The sequence below is a fragment of the Mesorhizobium sp. P2_E7 genome (genome assembly GCF_056403855.1).
Genome location: NZ_JBFUER010000001.1, coordinates 1,375,419 through 1,399,548 on the forward strand (window position 1 = coordinate 1,375,419; position 24,130 = coordinate 1,399,548).

Below are 24,130 nucleotides of genomic sequence, written 5' to 3' on the forward strand. Positions count from 1 at the left end.
TAAGTTACCGATGCAACCCGTCCGGGTTACGCGTATTTCTTCTGAACTTCCTGGGCGACCGCGGTCGGCACAGGCTCGTAGTGATCGAACTGCATCGTGTAGGCCGCACGGCCCTGGCTCATCGAGCGCAGGTTGTCGACGTACTTGAACATGTTGGCCAGCGGCACCATCGCGTTGATCACGACAGCAACGCCACGCGCTTCCTGGCCCTGGATCTGGCCGCGACGGCCGTTCAGGTCGCCGATGACGCTGCCGACATAGTCTTCCGGCGTCACGACTTCGACCTTCATGATCGGCTCGAGCAGCTGCACGCCAAGCTTGGGCGCGGCTTCACGGAAGCAGGCGCGGCCGGCGATTTCGAACGCCAGGACGCTGGAGTCCACATCGTGGTAAGCGCCGTCGATGAGCGTCGCCTTGACGCCGATCATCGGGAAGCCGGCGAACGGGCCGGACGTCATGACGCTGTTGATGCCCTTTTCGACACCCGGGATGTATTCCTTCGGAACCGCACCGCCGACGATCTTCGATTCGAACTCGAACTCCGAGCTTTCCGGGTTCGGCTCGAACTGGATCTTGACGCGAGCGAACTGACCGGTACCGCCGGTCTGCTTCTTGTGCGTGTAGTCCTGCTCGTGCCTGCGGGTGATGGTCTCGCGGTAAGCCACCTGCGGTGCACCGACATTGGCTTCGACCTTGAACTCGCGACGCATGCGGTCGACGATGATGTCGAGGTGAAGCTCGCCCATGCCCGAGATGATGGTCTGGCCCGATTCCTCGTCGGTCTTGACGCGGAAGGACGGATCCTCGGCGGCCAGACGGTGAAGGGCGAGGCCCATCTTTTCCTGGTCGTTCTTGGTCTTCGGCTCGATCGCAATCTGGATGACCGGATCGGGGAATTCCATGCGCTCGAGGATGACCGGGTGCAGCGGATCGCTGAGCGTATCGCCAGTGGTCGTGTCCTTGAGGCCAGCCAGAGCAACGATGTCGCCGGCAAAGGCCTCTTCGACGTCGGCGCGCGAATTCGCATGCATCTGCAGCATGCGGCCGATGCGCTCTTTCTTACCCTTGACGGTGTTGTCGAGCGAGATGCCCTTGGTCAGCTTGCCCGAATAGATGCGGGCAAAGGTCAGCGAACCGACGAACGGGTCGTTCATGATCTTGAAGGCCAGCATCGACAGCGGCTCGTTGTCGTCGGCGTGACGCTCGATCTCGGCGTCGGTCTTGGCATCGACGCCCTTGATCGCGGGAACATCGGCCGGCGACGGCAGGTATTCGACGACGGCGTCGAGCAGCGGCTGCACGCCCTTGTTCTTGAACGCCGAGCCACAGAACATCGGGTAGAACTTGACCGCGATCGTGCCCTTGCGGATCAGCGAGCGGATCTCGTCATTCGACGGCATCTTGCCTTCGAGGTAATTCTCAAGCGCCGTCTCGTCCATTTCGACGGCGGCTTCGATCATCTTCTCGCGGTATTCCTCGGCGCGAGCCTTGAGGTCGGCCGGGATCTCGACGACGTCCCAGGCAGCGCCCAGCGTCTCGTCGCGCCATACCAGCGCGTTCATCTCGACGAGGTCGACGACACCCTTGAACTCGGTCTCGGCGCCGATCGGCAGCTGCATGACGACAGCCTGCGCACCGAGGCGCGAGCCGATCATCTCGACCGAGCGGTAGAAGTCGGCGCCGATCTTGTCCATCTTGTTGCAGAAAATCATGCGCGGAACGCGATACTTGTCGGCCTGGCGCCAGACAGTCTCGGTCTGCGGCTCGACACCGGCATTGGCGTCGAGCAGCGCAATGGCGCCGTCGAGCACGCGCAGCGAACGCTCGACTTCGATGGTGAAGTCGACGTGTCCGGGAGTGTCGATGATGTTGAAGCGGTACATCTTGCCGTCACGGCCCTTCCAGAAGGTCGTGGTGGCGGCGGACGTGATGGTGATGCCGCGTTCCTGCTCCTGCTCCATCCAATCCATGGTGGCAGCGCCGTCGTGCACTTCGCCGATCTTGTGCGACTTGCCCGTGTAATAGAGGACGCGCTCGGTGGTCGTCGTCTTGCCGGCGTCAATATGCGCCATGATACCGAAATTGCGGTAGTCTTCGATTTTATATTCGCGGGCCATCTTGGATGCCTTCTCAGTCTCGTTCGCGCTTTACCAGCGGTAGTGTGCGAAAGCGCGGTTGGCTTCAGCCATCTTGTGGGTGTCTTCACGCTTCTTGACGGCCGTGCCGCGGTTGTTGGCCGCGTCCATCAGCTCGCCGGAGAGGCGGTCAACCATCGTGGTCTCGTTGCGGTTGCGAGCCGCTGCAATCAGCCAGCGGATCGCCAGGGCCTGACGGCGCTCGGGGCGCACATCGACCGGAACCTGGTAGGTGGCGCCGCCGACGCGACGCGACCGGACTTCCACATGCGGCGCGACATTGTCGAGCGCCTGATGGAAGACGGTGACCGGCTCCTGCTTGGTCTTCGACTGAACCTGGTCGAGCGCACCGTAGACGATGGTCTCGGCAACCGACTTCTTGCCGTCATACATGACGGCGTTCATGAACTTGGTAACGATCAGATCGCCGAACTTCGGGTCCGGATTGATCTCACGCTTTTCTGCACTGTGACGACGCGACATGGCTTTTGTCTCTCAATCTCGTAGCCTTGCGCAGCAAAAGCGCGAAGGCCGGAAAATCTTACTTCGGACGCTTGGCGCCGTACTTCGAACGGCGCTGCTTGCGGTTCTTCACGCCCTGCGTGTCGAGCACGCCGCGGATGATGTGGTAGCGCACGCCCGGAAGATCCTTGACGCGACCGCCGCGGATCATGACCACGGAGTGTTCCTGAAGGTTGTGACCTTCGCCGGGGATGTAGCCGATCACTTCAAAGCCGTTGGTCAGGCGGATCTTGGCCACCTTGCGCAGTGCCGAGTTCGGCTTCTTCGGCGTCGTTGTATAAACGCGCGTGCAGACGCCCCGCTTCTGCGGGTTCTGCTGCATGGCCGGGACCTTGTTGCGCTTCACCGGCGCAATGCGCGGCTTGCGGATCAGCTGGTTGACGGTAGGCATTAAACCCTCTTGTCTCTCAATTCCGTGTCTCGCCCGGTCAGGGCCGCTCAAAGCGTCAATTCCATACGCAAATTCGGGCCATAAACCGCGCCTCGCGGTCCTGCCCGAACAAAATGCAGAGGAAGCGGAAACCGCTTCATGCGCGCCGGAAATGTCTTTTCGCTCGTAAAACGAACCCTGTTTGAGGCAAACTCCAAAGCGTGTCGCTTCGGAAGGGAGAGCCTCACATCGGTTCTGACTGGGCGGCTTCTACTCGCAAGACCGTGAACCGTCAACCCCGGCGCGCCAAATATTGCGCGCCAGACAGGGCGTGGCAGCCATGCGAAAATCGCATGTAATTTTCTTTCGCCTTTTTGCAAGAGCGAGGAAGAAAGTAACCGCGCAGGCAAGAAAGTGACCGGCTTTTGGCTGTCCTGCGCCGGGGCTTCATGGCAAAAGGCGCCATGGACAGCGCAAATCCCCTCGCCCGCCCCCGATCCAAGAGGAATCAGCCCGTGAACGACAATGAGGAACGCCCGGTCACCATCATCACCGGCCGTGTCTGGAAAAGGAAAGGCGGCAAGCCCGAAGGCGTGCATGTGATGCTGGTCGCGCCCGACGACGATTCGGCCGTGCGCCGTGCTCTCGAATCGCTCGCCGCCGAAGGCTATGCAGAGGCCGAGCTCGACCAGATCGGCGACATGGAGGGCGAGCCCGACGATGAGCCGCATCTGTCGGCCTTCCAGGGTGCACTCGAAGGCGAAGTGTCGATCGTGACGTTCGAGGTTCCGCTCTAAACAACGGAATCGGCAACAAGGGGAATCGGGGGATGGCCATCTCAGCAGCGGCAAAACCTGCATCGCGTGCCTGGGCCGACCGGGCGGTTGCCGCCATCGAAGCCGACCAGCACCGCTCGGCCGATACCCATCTGTGGAAGCTCGACCTGCCGGCGCTTGCCGGCATCGACTTCTACCTCAAGGACGAATCGACACATCCGACCGGCAGCCTGAAGCACCGGCTGGCGCGCTCGCTTTTCCTCTATGCGCTGTGCAACGGCCTTGTCCGCGAAGGATCGCCGGTGGTCGAGGCCTCCTCAGGCTCGACCGCGGTGTCGGAAGCCTATTTCGCCCGAATGATCGGCGTGCCGTTCTACGCGGTGATGCCGCGTTCGACCTCGCCGGAGAAGATCGCCGCCATCGAGCATTATGGCGGCAAATGCCATTTCATCGACGATGGCCGCCGCATCTATGCCGAATCGGCCGAACTGGCGACGAGGCTCAACGGCTATTTCATGGATCAGTTCACCCATGCCGAGCGCGCCACCGACTGGCGCGGCAACAACAACATCGCCGAATCCATCTTCGGGCAGATGCGCGAGGAGCGGCACCCGATTCCCGCCTGGATCGTGATGAGCGCCGGCACCGGCGGCACCACCGCAACGATCGGCCGCTACCTGCGCTACAAACAGCACGCAACGCGGCTGTCGGTCGCCGACGTCGAACGCTCGGCCTTCTTCGATGGCTTCTCCACCCACGATGCCAACTGCCGTTGCGAGCAGCCGTCACGCATCGAAGGCATCGGCCGGCCGCGCGTCGAACCGTCTTTTGTACCCGGCGTCATCGACCACATGCTGCGGGTCCCCGACGCGGTGTCGCTTGCCTCAATGCGGGTCCTGTCGCGTCACCTCGGCCGGCGCGTCGGCGGTTCGACCGGCACCAACTTCATCGCCATGTGCTTTCATGCCGCGCGCCTGATCGCGGCCGGCGAGACCGGATCGTTGGTAACGCTGATCTGCGATTCCGGCGAGCGCTACGCCAACACCTATTATTCCGACGAATGGCTGCAGGCGAACGGCCTCGACCCTTCTCCCTTCGAACCGGCGATCGAAGCGTTTCTGGCTGGCGGAGCGTTGACGCTCAACTTCCAGGAAAGCTGGGGCTGAGACGTCTGCCTGCCGCTTGCCCATGATCGGCGTTCTGCTAAGAACCGGGCGGCTTTACCAACCCTTGGAGTTCCCATGTCTGTGAATCCCATCAAGCTCGGCATCGTCGGCGTCGGCAAGATCGTGCGCGACCAGCATCTGCCGGCGGTGGCCAAGGATGGGGATTACCGCCTGGTCGCCGCCGCCAGCCGGCACGGCAAGGTCGACCACATCCCGAATTTTCCGACCATAGAGGCGATGCTCGAGGCGGTGCCTGAACTCGAGGCCGTGTCGCTGTGCATGCCGCCGCAGTATCGCTACGACGCGGCGCGCACCGCGCTGATCGCGAAAAAGCATGTCTTCCTGGAGAAGCCGCCGGGCGCCACGGTCAGCGAGGTCGAGGAGTTGAAGCGATTGGCGGACGCCAACGGTGTCACGCTGTTCGCCAGCTGGCATTCGCGTTACGCGCCGGCAGTTGAGGCCGCACGCACCTTCCTGGCTTCGGCCAAGGTCACCTCGGCGGCAATCGTCTGGAAGGAAGATGTCCGCCGCTGGCACCCGAACCAGGACTGGATCTGGGCCCCGGGCGGTTTCGGTGTCTTCGATCCCGGCATCAACGCGCTGTCGATCGTGACCCACATCCTGCCGGCGATGTTCATCACCTCGGCCGTGCTCGACTTTCCCGAAAACCGCGCCTCGCCGGCCGCCGCCCACGTCAATTTCCGCACTTCGGATGGGTTGCCGGTCACGATGGAACTCGACTGGCTGCAGACCGGCCCGCAGAGCTGGGACATTCTGGCCGACACCGACAAGGGCAAGATGGTGCTGTCGGGCGGCGGCACCAGGCTCGCCGTCGACGGCAAGTTGGTTCATGACGAGCCGGAGGCCGAATATCCCCAGCTCTACCGGCGTTTCGCCGAAATCGTGCGCGCCGGCATCTCCGATGTCGACCTGGCGCCGCTCCAGCACGTCGCCGACGCCTTCATGCTCGGCAAGCGCAATGTGGTGGAAGCGTTCTTCGACTGACCTAAGCGACAGGTCCCGCTACTCGACGATGGCAATCGCAAACCCGTCATAGCCCTTGGCGCCGACGGTCTGGATGGCGGTGCCGTCCAGACGCTTGTCGGCGCCTATGAAGGAGAACGCGGCGCGTGCGCCTTCGATATAGGCATCACGGCCATCGTCGTTGAGCACGGTACCGTCTCGGACGACGTTGTCGCAGATGATAACCGTTCCCGGCTGTGACAGCCGCATCGCCCATGACAGATAATTCGGGTTGTTCGGCTTGTCGGCGTCGATGAAGATCAGGTCGAACGGACCGGCATTTTCGGCAGCAAGCGTCTCAAGCGACTGCAGCGCCGGACCAGTCCGCAGCTCGACCTTGTCCGACACCCCTGCCCGCTCCAAGTTCGAGCGCGCGACTTTGGCGTGGTGCGGGTCGAGTTCGAGCGTCACGACCTTGCCGTCGGCCGGCAATCCCCTGGCCATCCAGATAGTCGAGTAGCCGCCGAGCGTGCCGACCTCCAGCACCCGCTTCGCGCCACGAATGCGCACCAGCAGTGACAACAGCTTGCCCTGCGCGGCCGAGACGTCGATGGCCGGCAGGCCCTGGTCACGATTGGTCGCGAGCACCGCGTCAAGCACGGGATCCGTCTCGAACAGGGAGGAGAGGATGTAGTCGTCGACAGCCGTCCAGGTCTTGTTGCTCATGGTTCTTCCTCTTTCGTAAGGCCAAAACGCGAAAAGGGGCCACTTGGGCCCCTTTTCTTTTTCTCGTCCTGCCGCGCTTACTGCGCGGCGTTGACCATGTCGGTCAGCATCGGCTCGGCGATCTCGACACCCGAGGCCTTGCGGCGCTCGTCGATGATCAGTTCGTCGCGCGAGGTGGCGATACGCCGGATCTGGCTCATCGTGCCGCCGGTACCGGCCGGGATCAGGCGGCCGACAATGACGTTTTCCTTCAGGCCCTGCAGCATGTCGGTCTTGCCGGCAACCGCAGCTTCCGTCAGCACCCTGGTCGTCTCCTGGAAGGAGGCGGCCGAGATGAAGGACGGCGTCTGCAGCGAGGCCTTGGTGATGCCGAGCAGCACCGGCTGACCTTCGGCCGGCTTCTTGCCGTCCTCGATCAGGCGCTCATTGACCTCTTCCAGTTCGATCACGTCGACGTGGTCGCCCGGAATGTAGGTCGAGTCGCCCTGCGTGGTGATCTCGACCTTCTGCAGCATCTGGCGAACGATCACCTCGATGTGCTTGTCGTTGATCGACACGCCCTGCAGGCGGTAGACTTCCTGGATTTCGTTCACAAGGTAGGAAGCGAGTGCTTCCACGCCCTTGATCGCCAGAATGTCGTGCGGCGCCGGATTGCCGTCGAGGATGTAGTCGCCCTTCTCGATGACGTCGCCGTCCTGGAGATGGAACGGCTTGCCCTTCGGGATCAGGTATTCGACCGGCTCAAGCGTCGAGTCATGCGGCTCGATGATGATGCGGCGCTTGTTCTTGTAGTCGCGGCCGAAGCGGATCGTGCCATCGATCTCGGCGATGATGGCGTGATCCTTCGGACGGCGTGCCTCGAACAGTTCGGCAACACGCGGCAGACCGCCGGTGATGTCCTTGGTCTTGGCGCTTTCCATCGGGATACGCGCCAGCACGTCGCCGGGGCGAACCTGCGAACCCGGCTCGACCGAGAGAATCGCCTCGACCGAGAGCAGGAAGCGGGCGTCGCCGCCCTTCGACAGCTTGCCGACCTTGCCCTTGCCGTCCAGGATGGCGATCGCCGGCTTCAAGTCGTTGCCGCGCGGCGTCGAACGCCAGTCGATGACCTCACGCTTGGTGATGCCGGTCGACTCGTCGGCCGTTTCCTGAACGGAAATGCCGTCGACCAGATCCTCATACGCCACCTTGCCCTCGATTTCGGTGAGGACCGGGCGGGTATAGGGATCCCACTCGGCGATACGCTGGCCGCGCTTCACCTTGTCGCCATCGTCCACGAAGATGCGCGAACCATAGGTGACACGGTGCGTGGCGCGTTCCTTGCCGGCCTCGTCGAGGATCAGCACCGCCATGTTGCGGCCCATGACCATCTGCTGGCCATCCGAGTTGCGCACCACGTTGCGGTTGCGGATCTCGACCTTGCCCTCATACGAGGCTTCAAGGAACGAGCTATCCACCACCTGCGCCGTACCGCCCATGTGGAAGGTACGCATGGTGAGCTGGGTGCCCGGCTCGCCGATCGACTGCGCCGCGATGACGCCGACGGCTTCGCCCTGGTTGACCGGGGTGCCGCGGGCCAGATCGCGTCCGTAGCAGACCGCGCAGACGCCGACCCTGACTTCGCAGGTCAGTGCCGAACGGATGCGAACCGACTGCACGCCGGCCTTTTCGATCTGCTCCACGTCACGCTCGTCCATCAACGTTCCGGCCTTGACCAGCACGTCGCCGGTCACCGGATGGTTGATGTCGTCGAGCGCGGTACGGCCCAGCACGCGCTGGCCGACCGAAGCAACGACCTGACCGGCATCGACGATTGGCTGCATGGTGAGGCCCTTGTCAGTGCCGCAATCCACGGAGTTGACGATGCAGTCCTGCGCCACGTCGACCAGACGACGGGTGAGGTAACCCGAGTTCGCCGTCTTCAAGGCGGTGTCGGCCAGACCCTTGCGGGCGCCGTGGGTCGAGTTGAAGTACTCGAGCACGGTCAGGCCTTCCTTGAAGTTCGAGATGATCGGCGTCTCGATGATTTCACCCGACGGCTTGGCCATCAGGCCGCGCATGCCGGCGAGCTGGCGCATCTGGGTGGGCGAACCGCGCGCACCCGAATGCGACATCATGTAGATCGAGTTCATCGGCTTCTGACGGCCATTGTCCTCGAACTCCACGGCCTTGATGCGGGCCATCATTTCGTCGGCGACCTTTTCCGAGCACTTGGCCCAGGCGTCGACGACCTTGTTGTACTTCTCGCCCTGCGTGATCAGACCGTCATTGTACTGCTGCTCGTATTCCTTGGCCAAAGCCTCGGTGTCGGAGACCAGCTTGATCTTGGCGTCCGGGATCAGCATGTCGTCCTTGCCGAACGAAATGCCGGCGCGGCAGGCATGACCGAAGCCGAGAGCCATGATGCGATCGCAGAAAATGACCGTCTCCTTCTGACCGCAATGGCGGTAGACGGTGTCGATCATCTTGGAGATGTTCTTCTTGGTCATCTCCTGGTTGGCGGTCTCGTAAGGCACGTTGACGTTCTTCGGCAGAAGTTCGCCGATGATCATGCGGCCAGGCGTGGTGTCGTAGATCTTCGACACGACCTTGCCTTCGGCGTCGACCGAGCGGAAACGACCCTTGATCTTGGCGTGCAGGGTGACGGCCTTGGTCTCGAGCGCATGCTGGAGTTCGCCCATGTCGGCAAACACCATGCCTTCGCCCGGCTCGTTCTGATTGACGATCGAGAGATAGTAGAGACCCAGAACCATGTCCTGCGACGGCACGATGATCGGCGCGCCGGAAGCCGGGTGCAGGATGTTGTTGGTCGACATCATCAGCACGCGGGCTTCAAGCTGAGCCTCGAGCGACAGCGGCACGTGAACGGCCATCTGATCGCCGTCGAAGTCGGCGTTGAAGGCCGTGCAGACCAGCGGATGCAGCTGGATCGCCTTGCCTTCGATCAGGATCGGCTCGAACGCCTGGATGCCCAGGCGGTGCAGCGTCGGCGCACGGTTCAACAGCACCGGATGCTCGCGGATGACCTCGTCCAGGATATCCCAGACTTCCGGACGCTCCTTCTCGACCAGCTTCTTGGCCTGCTTGACGGTCGAGGAGAACCCCTTGGCGTCGAGGCGGGCGTAGATGAACGGCTTGAACAGTTCGAGCGCCATCTTCTTCGGCAGGCCGCACTGGTGCAGCTTGAGCTCCGGACCGGTGACGATGACCGAACGGCCCGAATAGTCGACGCGCTTGCCGAGCAGGTTCTGGCGGAACCGGCCCTGCTTGCCCTTCAACATATCGGACAGCGACTTCAGCGGACGCTTGTTGGCGCCGGTGATGACGCGGCCGCGGCGGCCGTTGTCGAACAGTGCGTCGACGGCTTCCTGCAGCATGCGCTTTTCATTGCGCACGATGATGCCGGGGGCGCGCAGCTCGATCAGCCGCTTCAGGCGGTTGTTGCGGTTGATGACGCGGCGATAGAGGTCGTTCAGGTCGGACGTCGCGAAACGTCCACCATCCAGCGGGACAAGCGGGCGCAGGTCCGGCGGGATCACCGGAACCACCTTCATGATCATCCATTCCGGACGGTTGCCGGATTCCATGAAGTTCTCGACGACCTTGAGCCGCTTCAGATACTTCTTCTGCTTCAGCTCGGACGTGGTCGAAGCCAGTTCCGAACGCAGGTCGCCGGCGATCTTCTCCAGGTCCATGCCGGCCAGAAGGTCATGAATGGCCTCGGCGCCGATCATGGCGGTGAAGGAATCCTCGCCATATTCGTCGACGGCGATCATGTACTCTTCCTCGCTGAGCAGCTGGTGCTCCTTCAGCGCGGTGAGGCCAGGCTCGGTGACGATGTAGTTCTCGAAGTAGAGGACGCGCTCGATGTCCTTCAGCGTCATGTCGAGCAGCGTGCCGATGCGCGAGGGCAGCGACTTCAGGAACCAGATGTGAGCGACGGGTGCTGCGAGCTCGATATGGCCCATGCGCTCGCGGCGAACGCGCGACAGCGTGACTTCGACGCCGCACTTTTCGCAGATGACGCCCTTGTACTTCATGCGCTTGTACTTCCCGCACAGGCATTCATAGTCCTTGATCGGGCCAAAAATGCGCGCGCAGAACAGACCGTCACGCTCCGGCTTGAAGGTGCGGTAGTTGATGGTCTCCGGCTTCTTGATCTCGCCGAACGACCAGGACAGAATCTTCTCAGGGCTGGCGAGCGATATCCGGATGGAATCGAACACCTGCGCCGGCGCCTGCGGATTGAAGAGATTCATGACCTCTTGGTTCATGCCGTTCTCCTTTTCGGGGTCCTCGAAAACCCCTTGCATCTAACGCGGACCAAATGCCCGCTGAGTGGTCGGCCCACCGGCCGTAGAATTTGGTGCATCCGGTCGCGGGCTCCCGCGACCGGATGTCTTGTTTTTACTCGGCTGCGTCGGGCAACCGGACAGGGTTGTCGTCGAGCTTGGTGTTCTCCAGCTCGACATTGAGGCCGAGAGACCGCATTTCCTTGACGAGCACGTTGAAGCTCTCCGGGATGCCGGCTTCGAACGTGTCGTCGCCGCGCACGATCGCCTCGTAGACCTTGGTGCGGCCGGCGACGTCGTCCGACTTCACCGTCAGCATTTCCTGCAGCGTGTAGGCGGCGCCGTAGGCTTCCAGCGCCCAGACCTCCATTTCGCCGAAGCGCTGGCCACCGAACTGCGCCTTGCCACCCAGCGGCTGCTGGGTAACGAGCGAGTACGGACCGATCGAACGCGCGTGGATCTTGTCGTCCACCAGGTGGTGAAGCTTGAGCATGTAGATATAGCCCATCGTCACCTTGCGATCGAACGGCTCGCCGGTGCGTCCGTCATAGAGCTGCGACTGACCGCTGGTGTGCAGGCCCGCCTGCTCCAGCATGATGTTGATGTCGACTTCATGCGCGCCGTCGAACACCGGTGTCGCGATGGAGACGCCGCGGCGCATCTGTTCGCTGAGGCGAACGATGCTCTCGTCGTCATACTCGCGGACCGGCTCGTTGCGGTCGTTGGCAGGGATGAAGCTCTCGAGCGTCTTGCGCAGCGGCTTGATGTCTCCAGCCGTCTTGTACGCGTCGATCAGCTCGCCGATCTTCTTGCCCATGCCAGCACATGCCCAGCCCAGATGCGTTTCCAGGATCTGGCCGACATTCATGCGGCTCGGCACACCCAGCGGGTTGAGCACGATATCGGCATGCGTGCCGTCTTCGAGGAAAGGCATGTCCTCAACCGGAACGATGCGCGACACGACACCCTTGTTGCCGTGACGGCCGGCCATCTTGTCGCCCGGCTGCATCTTGCGCTTCACGGCCACGAAGACCTTGACCATCTTCATGACGCCCGGAGGCATTTCGTCGCCGCGCTGCACCTTCTCGACCTTGTCCATGAAGCGCTGCTCGAGCGCCTTCTTGGAGTCGTCGTACTGGCCACGCAGGGCTTCCAGTTCGCTCTGGAGCTTTTCGTTCTCCACCGCAAACTGCCACCACTGCGAACGCGGATACTCGTCCAGCGTGTCCTTCGACAGCTTCGAGCCCTTCTTGAAGCCCTTCGGCCCGGCAATCGCTTCCTTGCCGACGAGGACGTCGGAAAGGCGTGAATAGACGTTGCGGTCGAGGATTGCCTGCTCGTCGTCGCGGTCCTTGGCGAGGCGTTCGATCTCCTCGCGTTCGATCGCCATGGCGCGCTCGTCCTTCTCGACGCCGTGACGGTTGAACACGCGCACCTCGACAACGGTGCCGAAGGTGCCCGGAGGCATGCGCATCGAGGTGTCGCGAACGTCGGACGCCTTTTCACCGAAGATGGCGCGCAGGAGCTTTTCTTCCGGCGTCATCGGGCTTTCGCCCTTCGGCGTGATCTTGCCGACCAGGATGTCGCCCGGCTGCACTTCCGCACCGATATAGACGATGCCGGCCTCGTCGAGGTTCTTCAGCGCTTCTTCCGAAACGTTCGGAATGTCGCGCGTGATTTCCTCCGGTCCGAGCTTGGTGTCGCGGGCCATGACTTCGAACTCCTCGATGTGGATCGAGGTGAAGACGTCGTCGGCCACGATGCGCTCGGAGAGCAGGATCGAGTCCTCGTAGTTGTAGCCGTTCCACGGCATGAACGCGACCAGCACGTTGCGGCCGAGCGCCAGATCGCCAAGCTCGGTCGACGGACCGTCAGCGATGATGTCGCCCTTGTTGACGCGGTCGCCCATGCGCACCAGCGGACGCTGGTTGATGCAGGTGTTCTGGTTCGAACGCTGGAACTTCATCAGCCGGTAGATGTCGACGCCCGACTTGCCGGGATCGAGATCTTCCGTTGCGCGGATGACGATACGCGTCGCGTCCACCTGGTCGACGATGCCGCCGCGGCGGGCGCCGATGGCGGCGCCCGAGTCACGGGCAACGATCGGCTCCATGCCGGTGCCGACAAACGGCGCTTCGGCGCGCACCAGCGGCACGGCCTGACGCTGCATGTTGGAGCCCATCAGCGCGCGGTTGGCGTCGTCGTTCTCGAGGAACGGGATCAGCGCCGCGGCCACAGACACCATCTGCTTCGGCGACACGTCCATCAGATCGACGTTTTCGCGCGGCGCCATCATCACTTCGCCGGCGCTGCGGCAAATGACGAATTCGTCGACGAAACCACCATTCTTGTCGAGCTCGGCATTGGCCTGCGCAACGTGGTGCTTGGACTCCTCCATAGCGGAGAGATAGACGACCTCATTGGTCAGCTTGCCGTTGACGATCTTGCGGTACGGGCTCTCGATGAAGCCGTACTTGTTGACGCGCGCAAACGTCGCCAGCGAGTTGATCAGACCGATATTCGGGCCTTCCGGCGTCTCGATCGGGCAGATGCGGCCGTAATGCGTCGGGTGCACGTCGCGCACTTCGAAGCCGGCGCGCTCGCGGGTCAGACCGCCCGGTCCAAGCGCCGACAGGCGGCGCTTGTGGGTGATCTCCGACAGCGGGTTGGTCTGGTCCATGAACTGCGACAGCTGCGAGGAACCGAAGAACTCGCGCACGGCGGCAGCCGCCGGCTTGGCGTTGATCAGGTCCTGCGGCATCACCGTGTCGATCTCGATCGAGGACATACGTTCCTTGATCGCGCGCTCCATGCGCAGCAGGCCGACGCGGTACTGGTTCTCCATCAGCTCGCCGACAGAACGCACGCGGCGGTTGCCGAGATTGTCGATGTCGTCGATCTCGCCCTTGCCGTCGCGCAGTTCGACCAGCGTCTTGACCACGGCCAGGATGTCGTCCTTGCGCAGCACGCGCACGGTGTCCTCGGCCTTGAGTTCAAGGCGCATGTTCATCTTGACGCGGCCGACGGCCGACAGATCGTAGCGTTCGCTGTCGAAGAACAGCGAGTTGAACATCGCTTCGGCGGTTTCCAGCGTCGGCGGCTCGCCCGGGCGCATGACACGATAAATGTCGAACAGCGCGTCCTGGCGGCTCTCGTTCTTGTCGACGTTGAGGGTGTTGCGGATGTAGGCGCCGACATTGACGTGGTCGATGTCGAGAACCTTGATCTCCTGCTCGCCGGTGCCGAGCAGCACCTTCAGCGTCTTCTCGTCGATCTCGTCGCCGGCTTCCAGGAAGATCTCGCCGGTGCCGTAATTGACGATGTCTTCGGCCAGGTAGTTGCCGAGCAGATCCTCGTCGGTCGCCTTGATCGCCTTCAGACCCTTTTCGCCAAGCGCCCTTGCCTGGCGTGCGGTGATCTTCTTGCCCTGCTCAACGACGATCTCGCCGGTGTCGGCATCGACCAGGTCGCCGACAGCCTTGAGGCCGCGGAAACGCTCCACGTTGAACGGAATGCGCCAGTGATCGCCGGCGCGCTTGTAGGTGATCTTGTTGTAGAAGGTCGACAGGATCTCTTCGCCGTCCATGCCAAGCGCCATCAGCAGCGACGTCACCGGAATCTTGCGGCGGCGGTCGATGCGGGCGTGCACGACGTCCTTGGAATCGAACTCGATGTCGAGCCACGAACCGCGATACGGGATGACGCGCGCGGCAAACAGAAGCTTGCCCGACGAGTGCGACTTGCCCTTGTCATGGTCGAAGAAGACGCCCGGCGAACGGTGCATCTGCGAGACGATGACGCGCTCGGTGCCGTTGACTATGAAGGTGCCGTTCAGGGTCATGAGCGGCATGTCGCCCATGTAGACGTCCTGCTCCTTGATGTCCTTGATAGACTTGGCGCCGGTATCCTCGTCGATATCGAACACGATGAGGCGCAGCGTCACCTTCAGCGGCGCAGCATAGGTCAGGTCGCGCTGACGGCATTCGTCAACGTCGAATTTCGGTCCTTCGAACTCGTACTTCACGAACTCCAGCATCGAGGAGCCGGAAAAATCGGAGATCGGGAAGACCGACTTGAAAACGGCCTGCAGCCCTTCGTCCGGACGGCCGCCCTTGGGCTCGTCCACCATCAGGAACTGGTCATAGGATGCCTTTTGAACCTCGATCAGGTTCGGCATCTCCGCAACTTCCGGGATCTTTCCGAAGAACTTGCGTACGCGTCTGCGGCCATTGAAAGTCTGGGTCTGGGCCATCGTCGCTCCTTAGCTATAAACTCGGGACGAGCCTCGCCGCGGCTCACCTTGCATGCGCGGCCACCTCGGTGGCGGCCCCTGATCTGTTTTCCCGCCGCCTGGCGGCGACGGCTAAAACGGGAGAAAACCCGTTTCCTGAAGGCCGGTTTCGGCCCTCAGGAAAGAGGTTCCCTTACATCTCGCGCTACGCATCCTCCCTTCCATGAAGGGAGTGGCGGACGGCGCGAGGCCGCCCGCCGCTTTACGCTTACTTCAGGTCGACCTTGGCGCCGGCTGCTTCCAGCTGGGCCTTGAACTTCTCAGCGTCAGCCTTGGAAACGCCTTCCTTGACCGGCTTCGGAGCTGCTTCGACCAGATCCTTGGCTTCCTTGAGGCCCAGGCCGGTGATGGCGCGGACTTCCTTGATGACGTTGATCTTCTGAGCGCCTGCCTCGGTGAGGACGACGTCGAATTCCGTCTTTTCCTCGGCCGGAGCAGCAGCAGCGGCAGCGCCGCCTGCAGCGGCAACCGCCACCGGAGCAGCAGCCGAAACGCCCCACTTTTCTTCAAGAAGCTTCGACAGCTCGGCCGCCTCGAGGACGGTCAGCTTCGAAAGGTCGTCTACGATCTTTGCCAGATCAGCCATTGTTATATTCCTTCATCAGGTTCGAACGTGTGTTTGTGATAGCGAGGAACGGCCTCATGCCGCCTCGTCCTTCCGGGCGTAAGCGCCGATGACGCGCGCGACCGAAGCCGCTGGCGCATTGACGATCTGGGCGATCCGGGTTGCCGGCGTGGCGATCATGCCAACCAGCCTGGCGCGCAGCTCATCGAGCGACGGAAGTGTGGCGAGTGCCTTCACACCGTCGGCGTTGAGCGAGGTCGTGCCCATTGCGCCGCCGAGAATGACCAACTTGTCATTTCCCTTGGCGAAATCGGACGCGACCTTCGGCGCCGCAATCGGATCCTCCGAATAAGCGATCAGCGTCTGTCCCTTGAACAGGTCGATGATCGATGCGGAGTCCGTGCCCTGAAGAGCGATTTTGGCGAGACGGTTCTTCGCGACTTTGACGGTGCCACCGGCAGCGCGCATTTTCGACCGAAGGTCGTTCATTTGCGCGACGGTGATACCGGCGTAGTGGGCCACGACGACTGAACCAGCGCCTGCAAAAGCACCATTCAGGCCCGTGACGAGTTCGCGTTTTTCCGCTCTGTCCACTGCCTATCTCCAGTTGACCCCTGCCCCAATAAGAGGACAGGCGTCGGGTTGCCTTTTTGCCGGCCGGGCCATCCAGTAACGGATCTCCCGAACGACGCTCGAGGATCCTGCCCCCTTTCGCCACATCGACGGACAAGCCGGCGATGCGCAGACAAAAGGCAAACACGGTTCGAACCTTTCATTGGAGCTTGTCGCTCCGTTGTCCGGTTTTCACCCGTCTCATGCAGGCCCAATTGAATTAAGGCTTATGGGCCGCCTGCAATCTCGGACAGGATGTCCGGAAACCTCTCGGCTTCCGGTACCGGGCCGCCGACAAGTCGGAGGCCCGGAATTCACTTGTGGATCAGCGCTTTAGCGGCCGATCCAGATGTTTCGTATCAGGACGCTGCGAGCGTCGAGACGTCGAGCTTGAGGCCCGGGCCCATCGTCGAGGTGACAGACACCTTCTTGACGTAGTTGCCCTTGGCGCCAGCCGGCTTCGCCTTGGTCACCGCATCGGCGAAGGCGCGGATGTTTTCTTCCAGCGCCTTGACGTCGAACGAGACCTTGCCGACGCCGGCCTGGACGATACCGGCCTTCTCGACGCGGAACTCGACAGCGCCGCCCTTCGATGCCTTGACGGCCGCGGCAACGTCGGTGGTGACGGTGCCGACCTTCGGGTTCGGCATCATGCCGCGCGGGCCGAGCACCTTGCCCAGACGGCCGACCAGCGGCATCATGTCCGGCGTGGCGATGCAGCGATCGAAGTCGATCGTGCCCTTCTGGACGATCTCGACCAGATCCTCGGCACCGACGATGTCGGCGCCGGCGGCCTTGGCTTCCTCGGCCTTGTCGCCACGTGCGAACACGGCGACGCGGACCGAGCGGCCGGTGCCGTTCGGCAGGTTGACCACGCCGCGGACCATCTGGTCGGCGTGACGCGGATCGACGCCGAGGTTCATCGCCACTTCGATGGTCTCGTCGAACTTCACCGTCGAACGGTCCTTGAGCAGCTTCAGCGCTTCACCCAGGGCATAAGCCTTGTTGGGATCGATGCCTTCGCGGGTCTTCGATACACGCTTTGCAATCTTTGCCATGATCTTTAGCCCACCACTTCCAGACCCATCGAGCGGGCAGAGCCCTCGACCATGCGCATGGCCGCTTCGACGTCGTTTGCGTTCAGATCCTTCATCTTCTGCTCGGCGATGGCGCGCACCTTGTCGCGGCCGATCGTGCCGACCTTGACCTTGCCCGGCTCCTTGGAGCCCGACTTCAGGTTCGCAGCCTTCTTCAGGAAGTAGCTCACCGGCGGCGTCTTCATGACGAAGGTGAACGACTTGTCCTGGTAGTAGGTGATGACGACTGGAATCGGCGATCCCTTTTCCATTTCCTGGGTCTGCGCGTTGAACGCCTTGCAGAATTCCATGATGTTGATGCCGCGCTGACCAAGCGCCGGGCCGATCGGGGGCGACGGCGTAGCCGAGCCCGCGGCAACCTGGAGCTTGAGCTGGCCTGCAATTTTCTTAGCCATCTCTTTCCTGCCTTTGTCTCATGCCGGGGAATGCCGGCGGTTGCAGTCTGGTGGTGCGGTTCGTGCGGCCGGCTAAAGCCACATTCGCCTCCCACCCGTTCATGGCCGCGCGCTTTTGCGCACCGCCTCCCCTTGCCGGCGAACCGGCGCGGGTTTTTCGGATCAGCCCTTTTCGACCTGTCCGAATTCCAGATCGACCGGCACGGCGCGCCCGAAGATCGAAACTTCCACCTTGAGCCGCGCCCGCTCCTCGTCCACTTCCTGGACGAAACCGTTGAACGACGCGAACGGACCATCCGAAACGCGGATCGCCTCGCCGATCTCGAAGGTGACCGAGGGCTTGGGCCGCTCGACGCCTTCCTGGACCTGGTTCAGGATGCGCTGCGCTTCCGCCTCGGTGATCGGCACCGGCTTGGAGTCACCGAGAAAACCGGTGACCTTCGGCGTGTTCTTGACCAGCGAGAACACCGCATCGGTCAGATTGGCCTTGAGCAGCACATAGCCCGGAAAGAACTTGCGCTCGGCATCGACCTTGCGGCCGCGGCGGATCTCAACGACCTTCTCGGTCGGCACCACGATCTGCTCGATATCGGCGGACAGGCCCTTCTGCTTGGCCTTGTTCTCAATGTCCTCGGCGACCTTTTTTTCAAAGTTCGAATAGGCGTGGACGATGTACCACCGCGCGGTCATTTCAAGACTTCTCCGTATTCGCCGAACTTAATGGCCGAGGCTCAGTAGCCGCTCGATCGCGTAGCCCATGGCCACGTCGGCGGTGAAGAAAAAGATCATCGCGATGACCGCAAACACGAGCACCATCACCGTCGAGATCATCGTCTCCCGGCGCGACGGCCAAGTCACCTTGGCGGTCTCCGCGCGGACCTGCTGGAGAAAGACGAAAGGATTTGTGGTTTTCGAAGCCATATGCCGCTCTGTCTTCAAGACCCGTTGGCCGGGTCTCCTGGATGATCCCGCTGGCCGGGACGTGCCGCCTGGGTTTCAAGTCAGCGCCGAATCAGCGCCAGTTCGCCCATGCAAATCGGACGCGTAAAGCCGGCTTCCCAGCTCCACGCGTCGCGTGTCTGTTGTGTCTACATAAAACCGATTCTTGATCCACGCAAGTGGCAAGTGTCCGCTTTATGACCAAACGCCGCCTCGGAACCATCCAGTCGTCCCGTCCCGGCTATGGAGGCCTTATGCCTCAGTTTCCCTAATATGGCAAGCCACCTGCCATTTTTCAATGCGGGGGACGGGACCGAGTTCGTTCGTTAAATCGCCATTTGAGAAAATGGCACGGGCAGCAGGGCTCGAACCTACGACCTGCGGTTTTGGAGACCGCCGCTCTACCAACTGAGCTATGCCCGTACGCGCGTTTCGGCGCAGGCGCTTCCTAAAAGCTTCCGGGCGCGCTGTAAAGAGTGGTCTGACACGCTTTCATATCCTTCGCCAGAAATCCGGATAGGTGACGACCAGCCCCTGCCCGTCAACCTCGATTTCACGGCGAAAACCGCTGACCAGCGACTCGTAGAGATAGCGCCCGCCCTCCTCGAGACACGTGTAGCGCTGCCGGCTCCGGACGATGCTGAGCTCCGGAAGCTCTATGAAGGCTGCGGCAATCTCGGCGCTTTCGCCGCGTTTGAGCTGCAGACGCTGGATCGGCAGCGTGTTGGTGAACGGCGTGACGGTGAGGTCGGGATAGAGCGCGCCCTCCAATTCAGCGACCGGAACGCCATCCTTCAACCAGTTGCCCAAGCCGTCCGTGGTGAGCCTAACACTTGTGCCGCCGACAAGATCGACCTCGACCTCCCTTGCGAGCCAGTCAGGACCGCAGGCTATGCGGTAGCGGACAGCGAAGGGTTCGGCATCGGAGGAAACCGCCACGGAGATAGCCAAAATTCCGTCCGCACTCTGCCGCAGAACCAGATGTTCTATGCCGGGGCTTTGCCACTGCCGCCAGCGGACGATGCTGGTCGTCTCTCCGGCCTGTTTCGGCACGGCTCAGGATTTCCCTTCCGGCGGCGTGTAGGGTCCGCCCGGCACGCCTCATCCCCAGGCCGGCATCGGTTCGGTCTCCGGGTCGCAGGTCTCGCCGAGGGTGGAGTTCATCTTGGCCAGCCGCGATCCCCACTCGACATAGCCCATGAAGGCGGAGCGGAATTCGGGATCGTCCGGCAGCCCGACCGCATCAGCGGCATCGGCGAGGAGGCTGATCCAGCGGCGGCGCTGTTCTTCGCTCAAATGCTTGCCGAGATGGTGCATGACCATCTCGCGGTGGCCGCCATGCTTTTCGCTATAGGTTTTCGGTCCACCGAAAACCTCGCCGATGAAGGCCGCGACATGGGCGGGATGATCCGGCGACATGTGCTTGAACACCGGCCCGATCACCGGATCGCGGGACACCTTGTCGTAAAAGGTTTCCGTCAGCCGGTTGAGCGCCTCGATGCCGCCGGCCCATTCGTAAAGTGTCGGGATATCCCGGCTCATGTTCGATCCTCCCCCGGGCGACGCCTGCCACAACGATAGCGGAGAAATCGGGCATGGCTCAACCTGCCTCGATGGCCAGTTTCTGCGATGCCTACAGTTTGGCGGGCGACTCGGCCTTGGCGGTCGGCGGAAGCAAACAGTTGTCGGGCTTGGGTGAGGTTTTGCAAATAGCGGGGCCGGTTAGCGCCTCCACCGACTCCGGCCCGGTTGTCAGCCCGACTTTGAGCATCATGTCGGGCTCGAGCTGACGCTCGACCGAGCCTATCGCGGCGAACAGAGCTGGGTCCATCTCCATCTCCTCCAGGTAGGCTTTAACCAACTGCGTCTGTCCCCTCGAGGACATGCTGAGCCTCGCCTTGGGATCGACCAGCCTTTTGGCGCCGGCGGCAAGCATGAGCGCGCAGGCCGAATCGCACTCCACTCCAAAATCGCTAATCAGCCCGACATAGGCACCGTTATCGGCCAAGCAGCCTGCCTCGGGCGGGTCGCAGCCGACGATAGTGGTGCGGGCGACGGCGACGTCGAGCTTCCGTTCATGGATAAGCCTTCCCGCGGCCAGAGCGCTGAACAGGCTGCCCCCCTGTGAGCTGATCACCACCGGCAGCCGTCGGTTGCCAAGGGTGTCGAGCAACTGGCGCAACTTTTGCGGGGTCTGAGGCGTCATCGCGCCTTCCGCCGAGATCCATTCCGGGCAATCGGGATTGCAGAGCGAGTCTCTGCCGCGAACGACAACGAAGCGCATATCTGGCGTCGAATTCCCTGGCGCTGCCTGCAACGGCTTGGGAGCTGGAGCCTTGGCCGGCTGAGAAAGTGGGGGGCCGGTCTTTGCCTTGATCGCAGCCACCACGGCCGGCTTGGCCGCGGGCGTTTGTCCGCCGGCTGGCTTGTTTCCCGGTATTTCCCTGCAGTTGGGAGCCGGCGGGTCGAACATGCACAGAGCTGCTTTGGTAAACAGCTCCTGAGTGTCCGTGCTGGTGGCCAGTTTCATCGTCAGCATATCGTGGAGGCTGATCTGCCTGATGTCGCTGGCTGGCGTCGCCTTCATCAGGTCGAGCACGCCCTGTCCGACCCCCATCTCCTTGAGATAGGCCGAGATCTTGCGCGCAAACCCCTTGCTCATTTTATAGGTTTTGTAGCTTTCGCCTTGCGTGACGGTTTCCGTGGTGACCCGATATTTTTTGCCCCGCTTGACGCGATAGGTGGTCCGATAGTGCGTTGTGGAGGGGAACCAGGTGGTGGTGATCTGGTGAACACCCAGGTAGTTCCAGCCGCCGGCCACGCGACGCACGCCTCCGGCAAACATCAGCGGACAGGCGGAGTTGCAGCTGGCGCCATCAGACGCCTGGCCGAGATAAGCGGAGCCCTTGCCGTAGCTGAATCCACAGCCATCCGTCCCGGGCCAACAATCGGAAAACTCGGTCTTGCCTATGGCGATGTCGAGCTTGTTCTTGCGGATTATCCGGCCGAGCTGGAGCGCGGCATCGACATTGCCGCCCGGGGAATTGACGATGATCGGCAGTTTGCGGCCGCCGAGCTTCTTCAAGGTTTGCTTGAGCAGGGCTGGCGTGCCGGCTGCAATTGGGCCTTCAGCCGATATCCACTCCGGGCAGTTGGGCTCGCAGCCGGGGGCACTGCTGCGCGCGACGACAAACCGCATCTCCTCGGCCGTCGGATCGTCCCAAGTGACCAGATATTGCGCAGAGGCATCCTCGACGACGGCAAACGCCGCCAACGCAAGCGCCAGCGCCAGCCGAACCGGCCCGCGCGTCCACTTCGCCAGACTATCTGAACGGCGTCCCCAAACCATGCTTGGCCCAAGCCCCCTTGAGCCTCCCATGATAGTTACGGCAATGGTACTTGCAATAGCTTGGCAACAAACCGTGCAATACTTGTTCAGCGCAGCGTTGGAAACGAAAGACGTCGGCGGGCGGCTCTCCTTGCCGTCTCCGGCGAAGTGTCAGCGCCGATTATTCTTGATGGTTACGGCGCCAACAGAGCGTCCGCCTTCGCCGATGGCGAAGCTTGGCTTCCCGTAGCGACCGGTGCAATCAGCCGCTGGACGACGCTACCACGCGGCAATTCTCAGGTTTCGGCGCCGACTTGCAGATGCTGGAACCCGTCAGCGCATCCACCGACTGGCGCCCGGTCGTCAGGCCGACCTTGAGCATCATGTCAGGTCCAAGCTGACGCTCTACCGAACTGCCCTTAAGCGCTGTGAACAGAGCCGGGCTTATCGCCATCTCCTCGAGATAGGCTTTGACCGTCTGTTTCTGTCCCATCAGATAGAGGCTGAGCCGCGCCTGCGGACCGACGAGCCGCCTGGCGCCGCCGGCCAGCATGAGCGCGCAGGCCGAATCGCAGTCGCCGTCGCCATCGACGCTCAGTCCGGCATAGGCGCCGTCCCTGGCCAGGCAATTCCACTCAGCCGGGTCGCAGCCGACGAAATCGGTGCGGGCAACGGCAGCGTCGAGCTTCTTTTCATGGATGATCCGTCCCGCCGCCAGGGCGCTGGAGAGGTCGCCGCCTCGCGAGCTGATCACCACGGGCAGCCGCCGGTTGCCAAGTGTGGCGAGCAATTGGCTGAGCTTCTGCGGCGTCTGAGGCGTAATCGCGCCTTGCGCCGCGATCCACTCCGGGCAGTCGGGATTGCAGAGCGGGTTGCTGCCGCGAACCACGACAAAGCGCATGCCGTCATCGTGCTGAGCGGTTTCCGGCTTCACCAGCAGCGGCGCTGCCTTGGCCACGGCCGGCAGGCCGCCGGCTGGCTTGTTCGCCGGTATTTCCCGGCAATTCAGGGCCGGAAGGTCCAGCGTGCACAGGCTTGCGCTGGTCAGCAAATCTGCAGCGTCCGCGCTGGTGACCAGCTTCATCGTCAGCATGTCGCTGAGGTCGATCTGCTGGATGTCGCTGGCCGGCGTGCTCTTCATCGTTTCGAGTATGCTGAGGTCGACACCCATCTCCTTGAAATAGGTGGCCAGCTTGCTCTCCACCCTCTTGCTCATTTCGTAGGTCTTGTAGCTGCCGGCGTTCTTGCGGCTGACGACCTTCTTGCTGATGACCCGCTTCTTGCCTTTCACGACGCGATAGCGGACTTCATATTGCACGTTCATTTGCACGACCGTGGTCGTGATCTGGTGGACGCCGAGATAGGCCAGCGGCCCGACCAGGCGCCTGGTGCCGCCGGCCAGCATCATCGGGCAAGCCGACGCGCAATAGCTGCCGAGCACATAGGGGTTGCCGATATAGTGCGAACCTCTGGCGTCGTTCTCCTTGCAGTTCTTCTCCCCCGGCTCGCAGCCGACAAACCAGGTCCGGCCGACCGCGATGTCGAGCTTGTTCTTGCGGATCATGCGGCCCATGGCGATGGCCGCATCGACATCGCCGCCGGGCGAGTTGACGACAATCGGCAATTTGCGGCGACCGAGCGTTTTCAGCGCAGCCTTGAGCAGCGCCGGCGACTTGGCCGTTATCGCCCCCTCGGCCGATATCCATTCCGGACAGGCCGGCTCGCAGCCCGGCGCATTGCTGCGCACGACGACGAACTGCATCGGCGCATCCGGGTCCGGCTCGGGATTTTTTGTCTGGCCCGCCAAAGCGACACTGCCCATGGCGAGCAGCGACACAAGGCAGATCTGCCCTAGTGCCCGGCATGCCCAAACCTGAAAACGGTGCCGTGGAACCATCCGACCAAGCCCCTCAATTGCAATCTATACTAGTATAGGCTGGGAGACTTGCAACA

Annotated in this window: 19 protein-coding genes and 1 tRNA gene; 3 read left to right on the plus strand and 17 right to left on the minus strand. The window is 62.4% G+C overall.

Annotated elements, in window-relative coordinates; all coding sequences use genetic code 11:
* Positions 1-26 precede the first annotated feature (26 nt).
* From fusA to rpsL, 3 genes are read right to left on the minus strand one after another with little or no spacing between them, the layout of a single operon-like run.
* Positions 27-2,117, minus strand: a complete 2,091-nt coding sequence (gene fusA, locus AC1DYC_RS07010) for an elongation factor G (protein WP_477289432.1) — start codon at positions 2,115-2,117, stop codon at positions 27-29.
* Between the two features lie 30 nt (positions 2,118-2,147).
* Positions 2,148-2,618, minus strand: a complete 471-nt coding sequence (rpsG, locus tag AC1DYC_RS07015) for a 30S ribosomal protein S7 (protein ID WP_008875664.1) — start codon at positions 2,616-2,618, stop codon at positions 2,148-2,150.
* A 58-nt stretch (positions 2,619-2,676) separates the two neighbouring features.
* Entirely contained in the window at positions 2,677-3,048 is a 372-nt protein-coding gene (rpsL, locus tag AC1DYC_RS07020) for a 30S ribosomal protein S12 (protein WP_006333356.1), read from the minus strand.
* A gap of 494 nt (positions 3,049-3,542) precedes the next feature.
* Between rpsL and AC1DYC_RS07025 the strand changes: the two genes are divergently transcribed.
* The 3 genes from AC1DYC_RS07025 (at position 3,543) to AC1DYC_RS07035 (ending at position 5,974) form a co-directional block, all read left to right on the plus strand.
* Positions 3,543-3,824 carry a transcriptional regulator gene (locus tag AC1DYC_RS07025; protein ID WP_181062225.1) on the plus strand — a complete coding sequence of 94 codons (282 nt, stop codon included), beginning with the start codon at positions 3,543-3,545 and terminating at the stop codon, positions 3,822-3,824.
* A 32-nt stretch (positions 3,825-3,856) separates the two neighbouring features.
* Positions 3,857-4,969 carry a PLP-dependent cysteine synthase family protein gene (locus tag AC1DYC_RS07030; protein WP_477404992.1) on the plus strand — a complete coding sequence of 371 codons (1,113 nt, stop codon included), beginning with the start codon at positions 3,857-3,859 and terminating at the stop codon, positions 4,967-4,969.
* A 75-nt stretch (positions 4,970-5,044) separates the two neighbouring features.
* Positions 5,045-5,974: a Gfo/Idh/MocA family protein gene (locus tag AC1DYC_RS07035; protein ID WP_477404994.1), complete on the plus strand. Its 930-nt coding sequence runs from the start codon at positions 5,045-5,047 to the stop codon at positions 5,972-5,974.
* An 18-nt stretch (positions 5,975-5,992) separates the two neighbouring features.
* Here the strand turns inward: AC1DYC_RS07035 and AC1DYC_RS07040 are convergent, their stop codons facing one another.
* The 14 genes from AC1DYC_RS07040 to AC1DYC_RS07105 form a co-directional block, all read right to left on the minus strand.
* On the minus strand, positions 5,993-6,658 hold the full coding sequence (locus AC1DYC_RS07040; protein WP_477404996.1) for an O-methyltransferase: 666 nt from the start codon (positions 6,656-6,658) through the stop codon (positions 5,993-5,995).
* 77 nt (positions 6,659-6,735) lie between these two features.
* A complete protein-coding gene (rpoC, locus tag AC1DYC_RS07045) occupies positions 6,736-10,932 on the minus strand; it encodes a DNA-directed RNA polymerase subunit beta' (RefSeq protein WP_477289414.1) in 4,197 nt (1,398 codons plus the stop codon).
* A gap of 133 nt (positions 10,933-11,065) precedes the next feature.
* On the minus strand, positions 11,066-15,202 hold the full coding sequence (gene rpoB / locus AC1DYC_RS07050) for a DNA-directed RNA polymerase subunit beta (protein ID WP_112566723.1): 4,137 nt from the start codon (positions 15,200-15,202) through the stop codon (positions 11,066-11,068).
* 247 nt (positions 15,203-15,449) lie between these two features.
* A complete protein-coding gene (rplL, locus tag AC1DYC_RS07055; RefSeq protein WP_142864855.1) occupies positions 15,450-15,827 on the minus strand; it encodes a 50S ribosomal protein L7/L12 in 378 nt (125 codons plus the stop codon).
* 54 nt (positions 15,828-15,881) lie between these two features.
* Positions 15,882-16,400, minus strand: coding sequence for a 50S ribosomal protein L10 (gene rplJ, locus AC1DYC_RS07060; protein WP_023667437.1), 519 nt, complete (start codon positions 16,398-16,400; stop codon positions 15,882-15,884).
* Positions 16,401-16,777: 377 nt separating this feature from the next.
* Entirely contained in the window at positions 16,778-17,476 is a 699-nt protein-coding gene (gene rplA / locus AC1DYC_RS07065) for a 50S ribosomal protein L1 (protein ID WP_352585980.1), read from the minus strand.
* A gap of 5 nt (positions 17,477-17,481) precedes the next feature.
* A complete protein-coding gene (gene rplK, locus AC1DYC_RS07070) occupies positions 17,482-17,910 on the minus strand; it encodes a 50S ribosomal protein L11 (protein ID WP_112566731.1) in 429 nt (142 codons plus the stop codon).
* A 162-nt stretch (positions 17,911-18,072) separates the two neighbouring features.
* Positions 18,073-18,600, minus strand: coding sequence for a transcription termination/antitermination protein NusG (nusG, locus tag AC1DYC_RS07075; protein ID WP_006333333.1), 528 nt, complete (start codon positions 18,598-18,600; stop codon positions 18,073-18,075).
* 27 nt (positions 18,601-18,627) lie between these two features.
* Positions 18,628-18,831 (minus strand): preprotein translocase subunit SecE, encoded by a 204-nt coding sequence (gene secE / locus AC1DYC_RS07080; RefSeq protein ID WP_023667439.1) that lies wholly within the window; start codon positions 18,829-18,831, stop codon positions 18,628-18,630.
* Between the two features lie 365 nt (positions 18,832-19,196).
* Positions 19,197-19,272, minus strand: a tRNA-Trp gene (locus tag AC1DYC_RS07085).
* 69 nt (positions 19,273-19,341) lie between these two features.
* Positions 19,342-19,902, minus strand: a complete 561-nt coding sequence (locus AC1DYC_RS07090; RefSeq protein WP_477404998.1) for a putative glycolipid-binding domain-containing protein — start codon at positions 19,900-19,902, stop codon at positions 19,342-19,344.
* 48 nt (positions 19,903-19,950) lie between these two features.
* Positions 19,951-20,391 carry a group II truncated hemoglobin gene (locus AC1DYC_RS07095; RefSeq protein ID WP_477405000.1) on the minus strand — a complete coding sequence of 147 codons (441 nt, stop codon included), beginning with the start codon at positions 20,389-20,391 and terminating at the stop codon, positions 19,951-19,953.
* 91 nt (positions 20,392-20,482) lie between these two features.
* Complete coding sequence (locus AC1DYC_RS07100; RefSeq protein ID WP_477405002.1) at positions 20,483-22,198, minus strand: COG3904 family protein; 1,716 nt, start codon at positions 22,196-22,198, stop codon at positions 20,483-20,485.
* A 241-nt stretch (positions 22,199-22,439) separates the two neighbouring features.
* Entirely contained in the window at positions 22,440-24,074 is a 1,635-nt protein-coding gene (locus AC1DYC_RS07105; RefSeq protein ID WP_477405004.1) for a COG3904 family protein, read from the minus strand.
* Positions 24,075-24,130: the final 56 nt, after the last annotated feature.

Excerpts from the sequence above, each read along its gene's own strand:
- nusG (WP_006333333.1), bottom strand. The coding sequence starts at position 18,600 with ATGACCGCGCGGTGGTACATCGTCCACGCCTATTCGAACTTTGAAAAA.
- rplA (WP_352585980.1), bottom strand. The coding sequence starts at position 17,476 with ATGGCAAAGATTGCAAAGCGTGTATCGAAGACCCGCGAAGGCATCGAT.
- rpsG (WP_008875664.1), bottom strand. The coding sequence starts at position 2,618 with ATGTCGCGTCGTCACAGTGCAGAAAAGCGTGAGATCAATCCGGACCCG.
- rplL (WP_142864855.1), bottom strand. The coding sequence starts at position 15,827 with ATGGCTGATCTGGCAAAGATCGTAGACGACCTTTCGAAGCTGACCGTC.
- rplK (WP_112566731.1), bottom strand. The coding sequence starts at position 17,910 with ATGGCTAAGAAAATTGCAGGCCAGCTCAAGCTCCAGGTTGCCGCGGGC.
- AC1DYC_RS07030 (WP_477404992.1), top strand. The coding sequence starts at position 3,857 with ATGGCCATCTCAGCAGCGGCAAAACCTGCATCGCGTGCCTGGGCCGAC.
- rpsL (WP_006333356.1), bottom strand. The coding sequence starts at position 3,048 with ATGCCTACCGTCAACCAGCTGATCCGCAAGCCGCGCATTGCGCCGGTG.
- rpoB (WP_112566723.1), bottom strand. The coding sequence starts at position 15,202 with ATGGCCCAGACCCAGACTTTCAATGGCCGCAGACGCGTACGCAAGTTC.
- secE (WP_023667439.1), bottom strand. The coding sequence starts at position 18,831 with ATGGCTTCGAAAACCACAAATCCTTTCGTCTTTCTCCAGCAGGTCCGC.
- AC1DYC_RS07105 (WP_477405004.1), bottom strand. The coding sequence starts at position 24,074 with ATGGTTCCACGGCACCGTTTTCAGGTTTGGGCATGCCGGGCACTAGGG.
- AC1DYC_RS07095 (WP_477405000.1), bottom strand. The coding sequence starts at position 20,391 with ATGAGCCGGGATATCCCGACACTTTACGAATGGGCCGGCGGCATCGAG.
- rpoC (WP_477289414.1), bottom strand. The coding sequence starts at position 10,932 with ATGAACCAAGAGGTCATGAATCTCTTCAATCCGCAGGCGCCGGCGCAG.
- AC1DYC_RS07035 (WP_477404994.1), top strand. The coding sequence starts at position 5,045 with ATGTCTGTGAATCCCATCAAGCTCGGCATCGTCGGCGTCGGCAAGATC.
- AC1DYC_RS07040 (WP_477404996.1), bottom strand. The coding sequence starts at position 6,658 with ATGAGCAACAAGACCTGGACGGCTGTCGACGACTACATCCTCTCCTCC.
- AC1DYC_RS07100 (WP_477405002.1), bottom strand. The coding sequence starts at position 22,198 with ATGGTTTGGGGACGCCGTTCAGATAGTCTGGCGAAGTGGACGCGCGGG.
- fusA (WP_477289432.1), bottom strand. The coding sequence starts at position 2,117 with ATGGCCCGCGAATATAAAATCGAAGACTACCGCAATTTCGGTATCATG.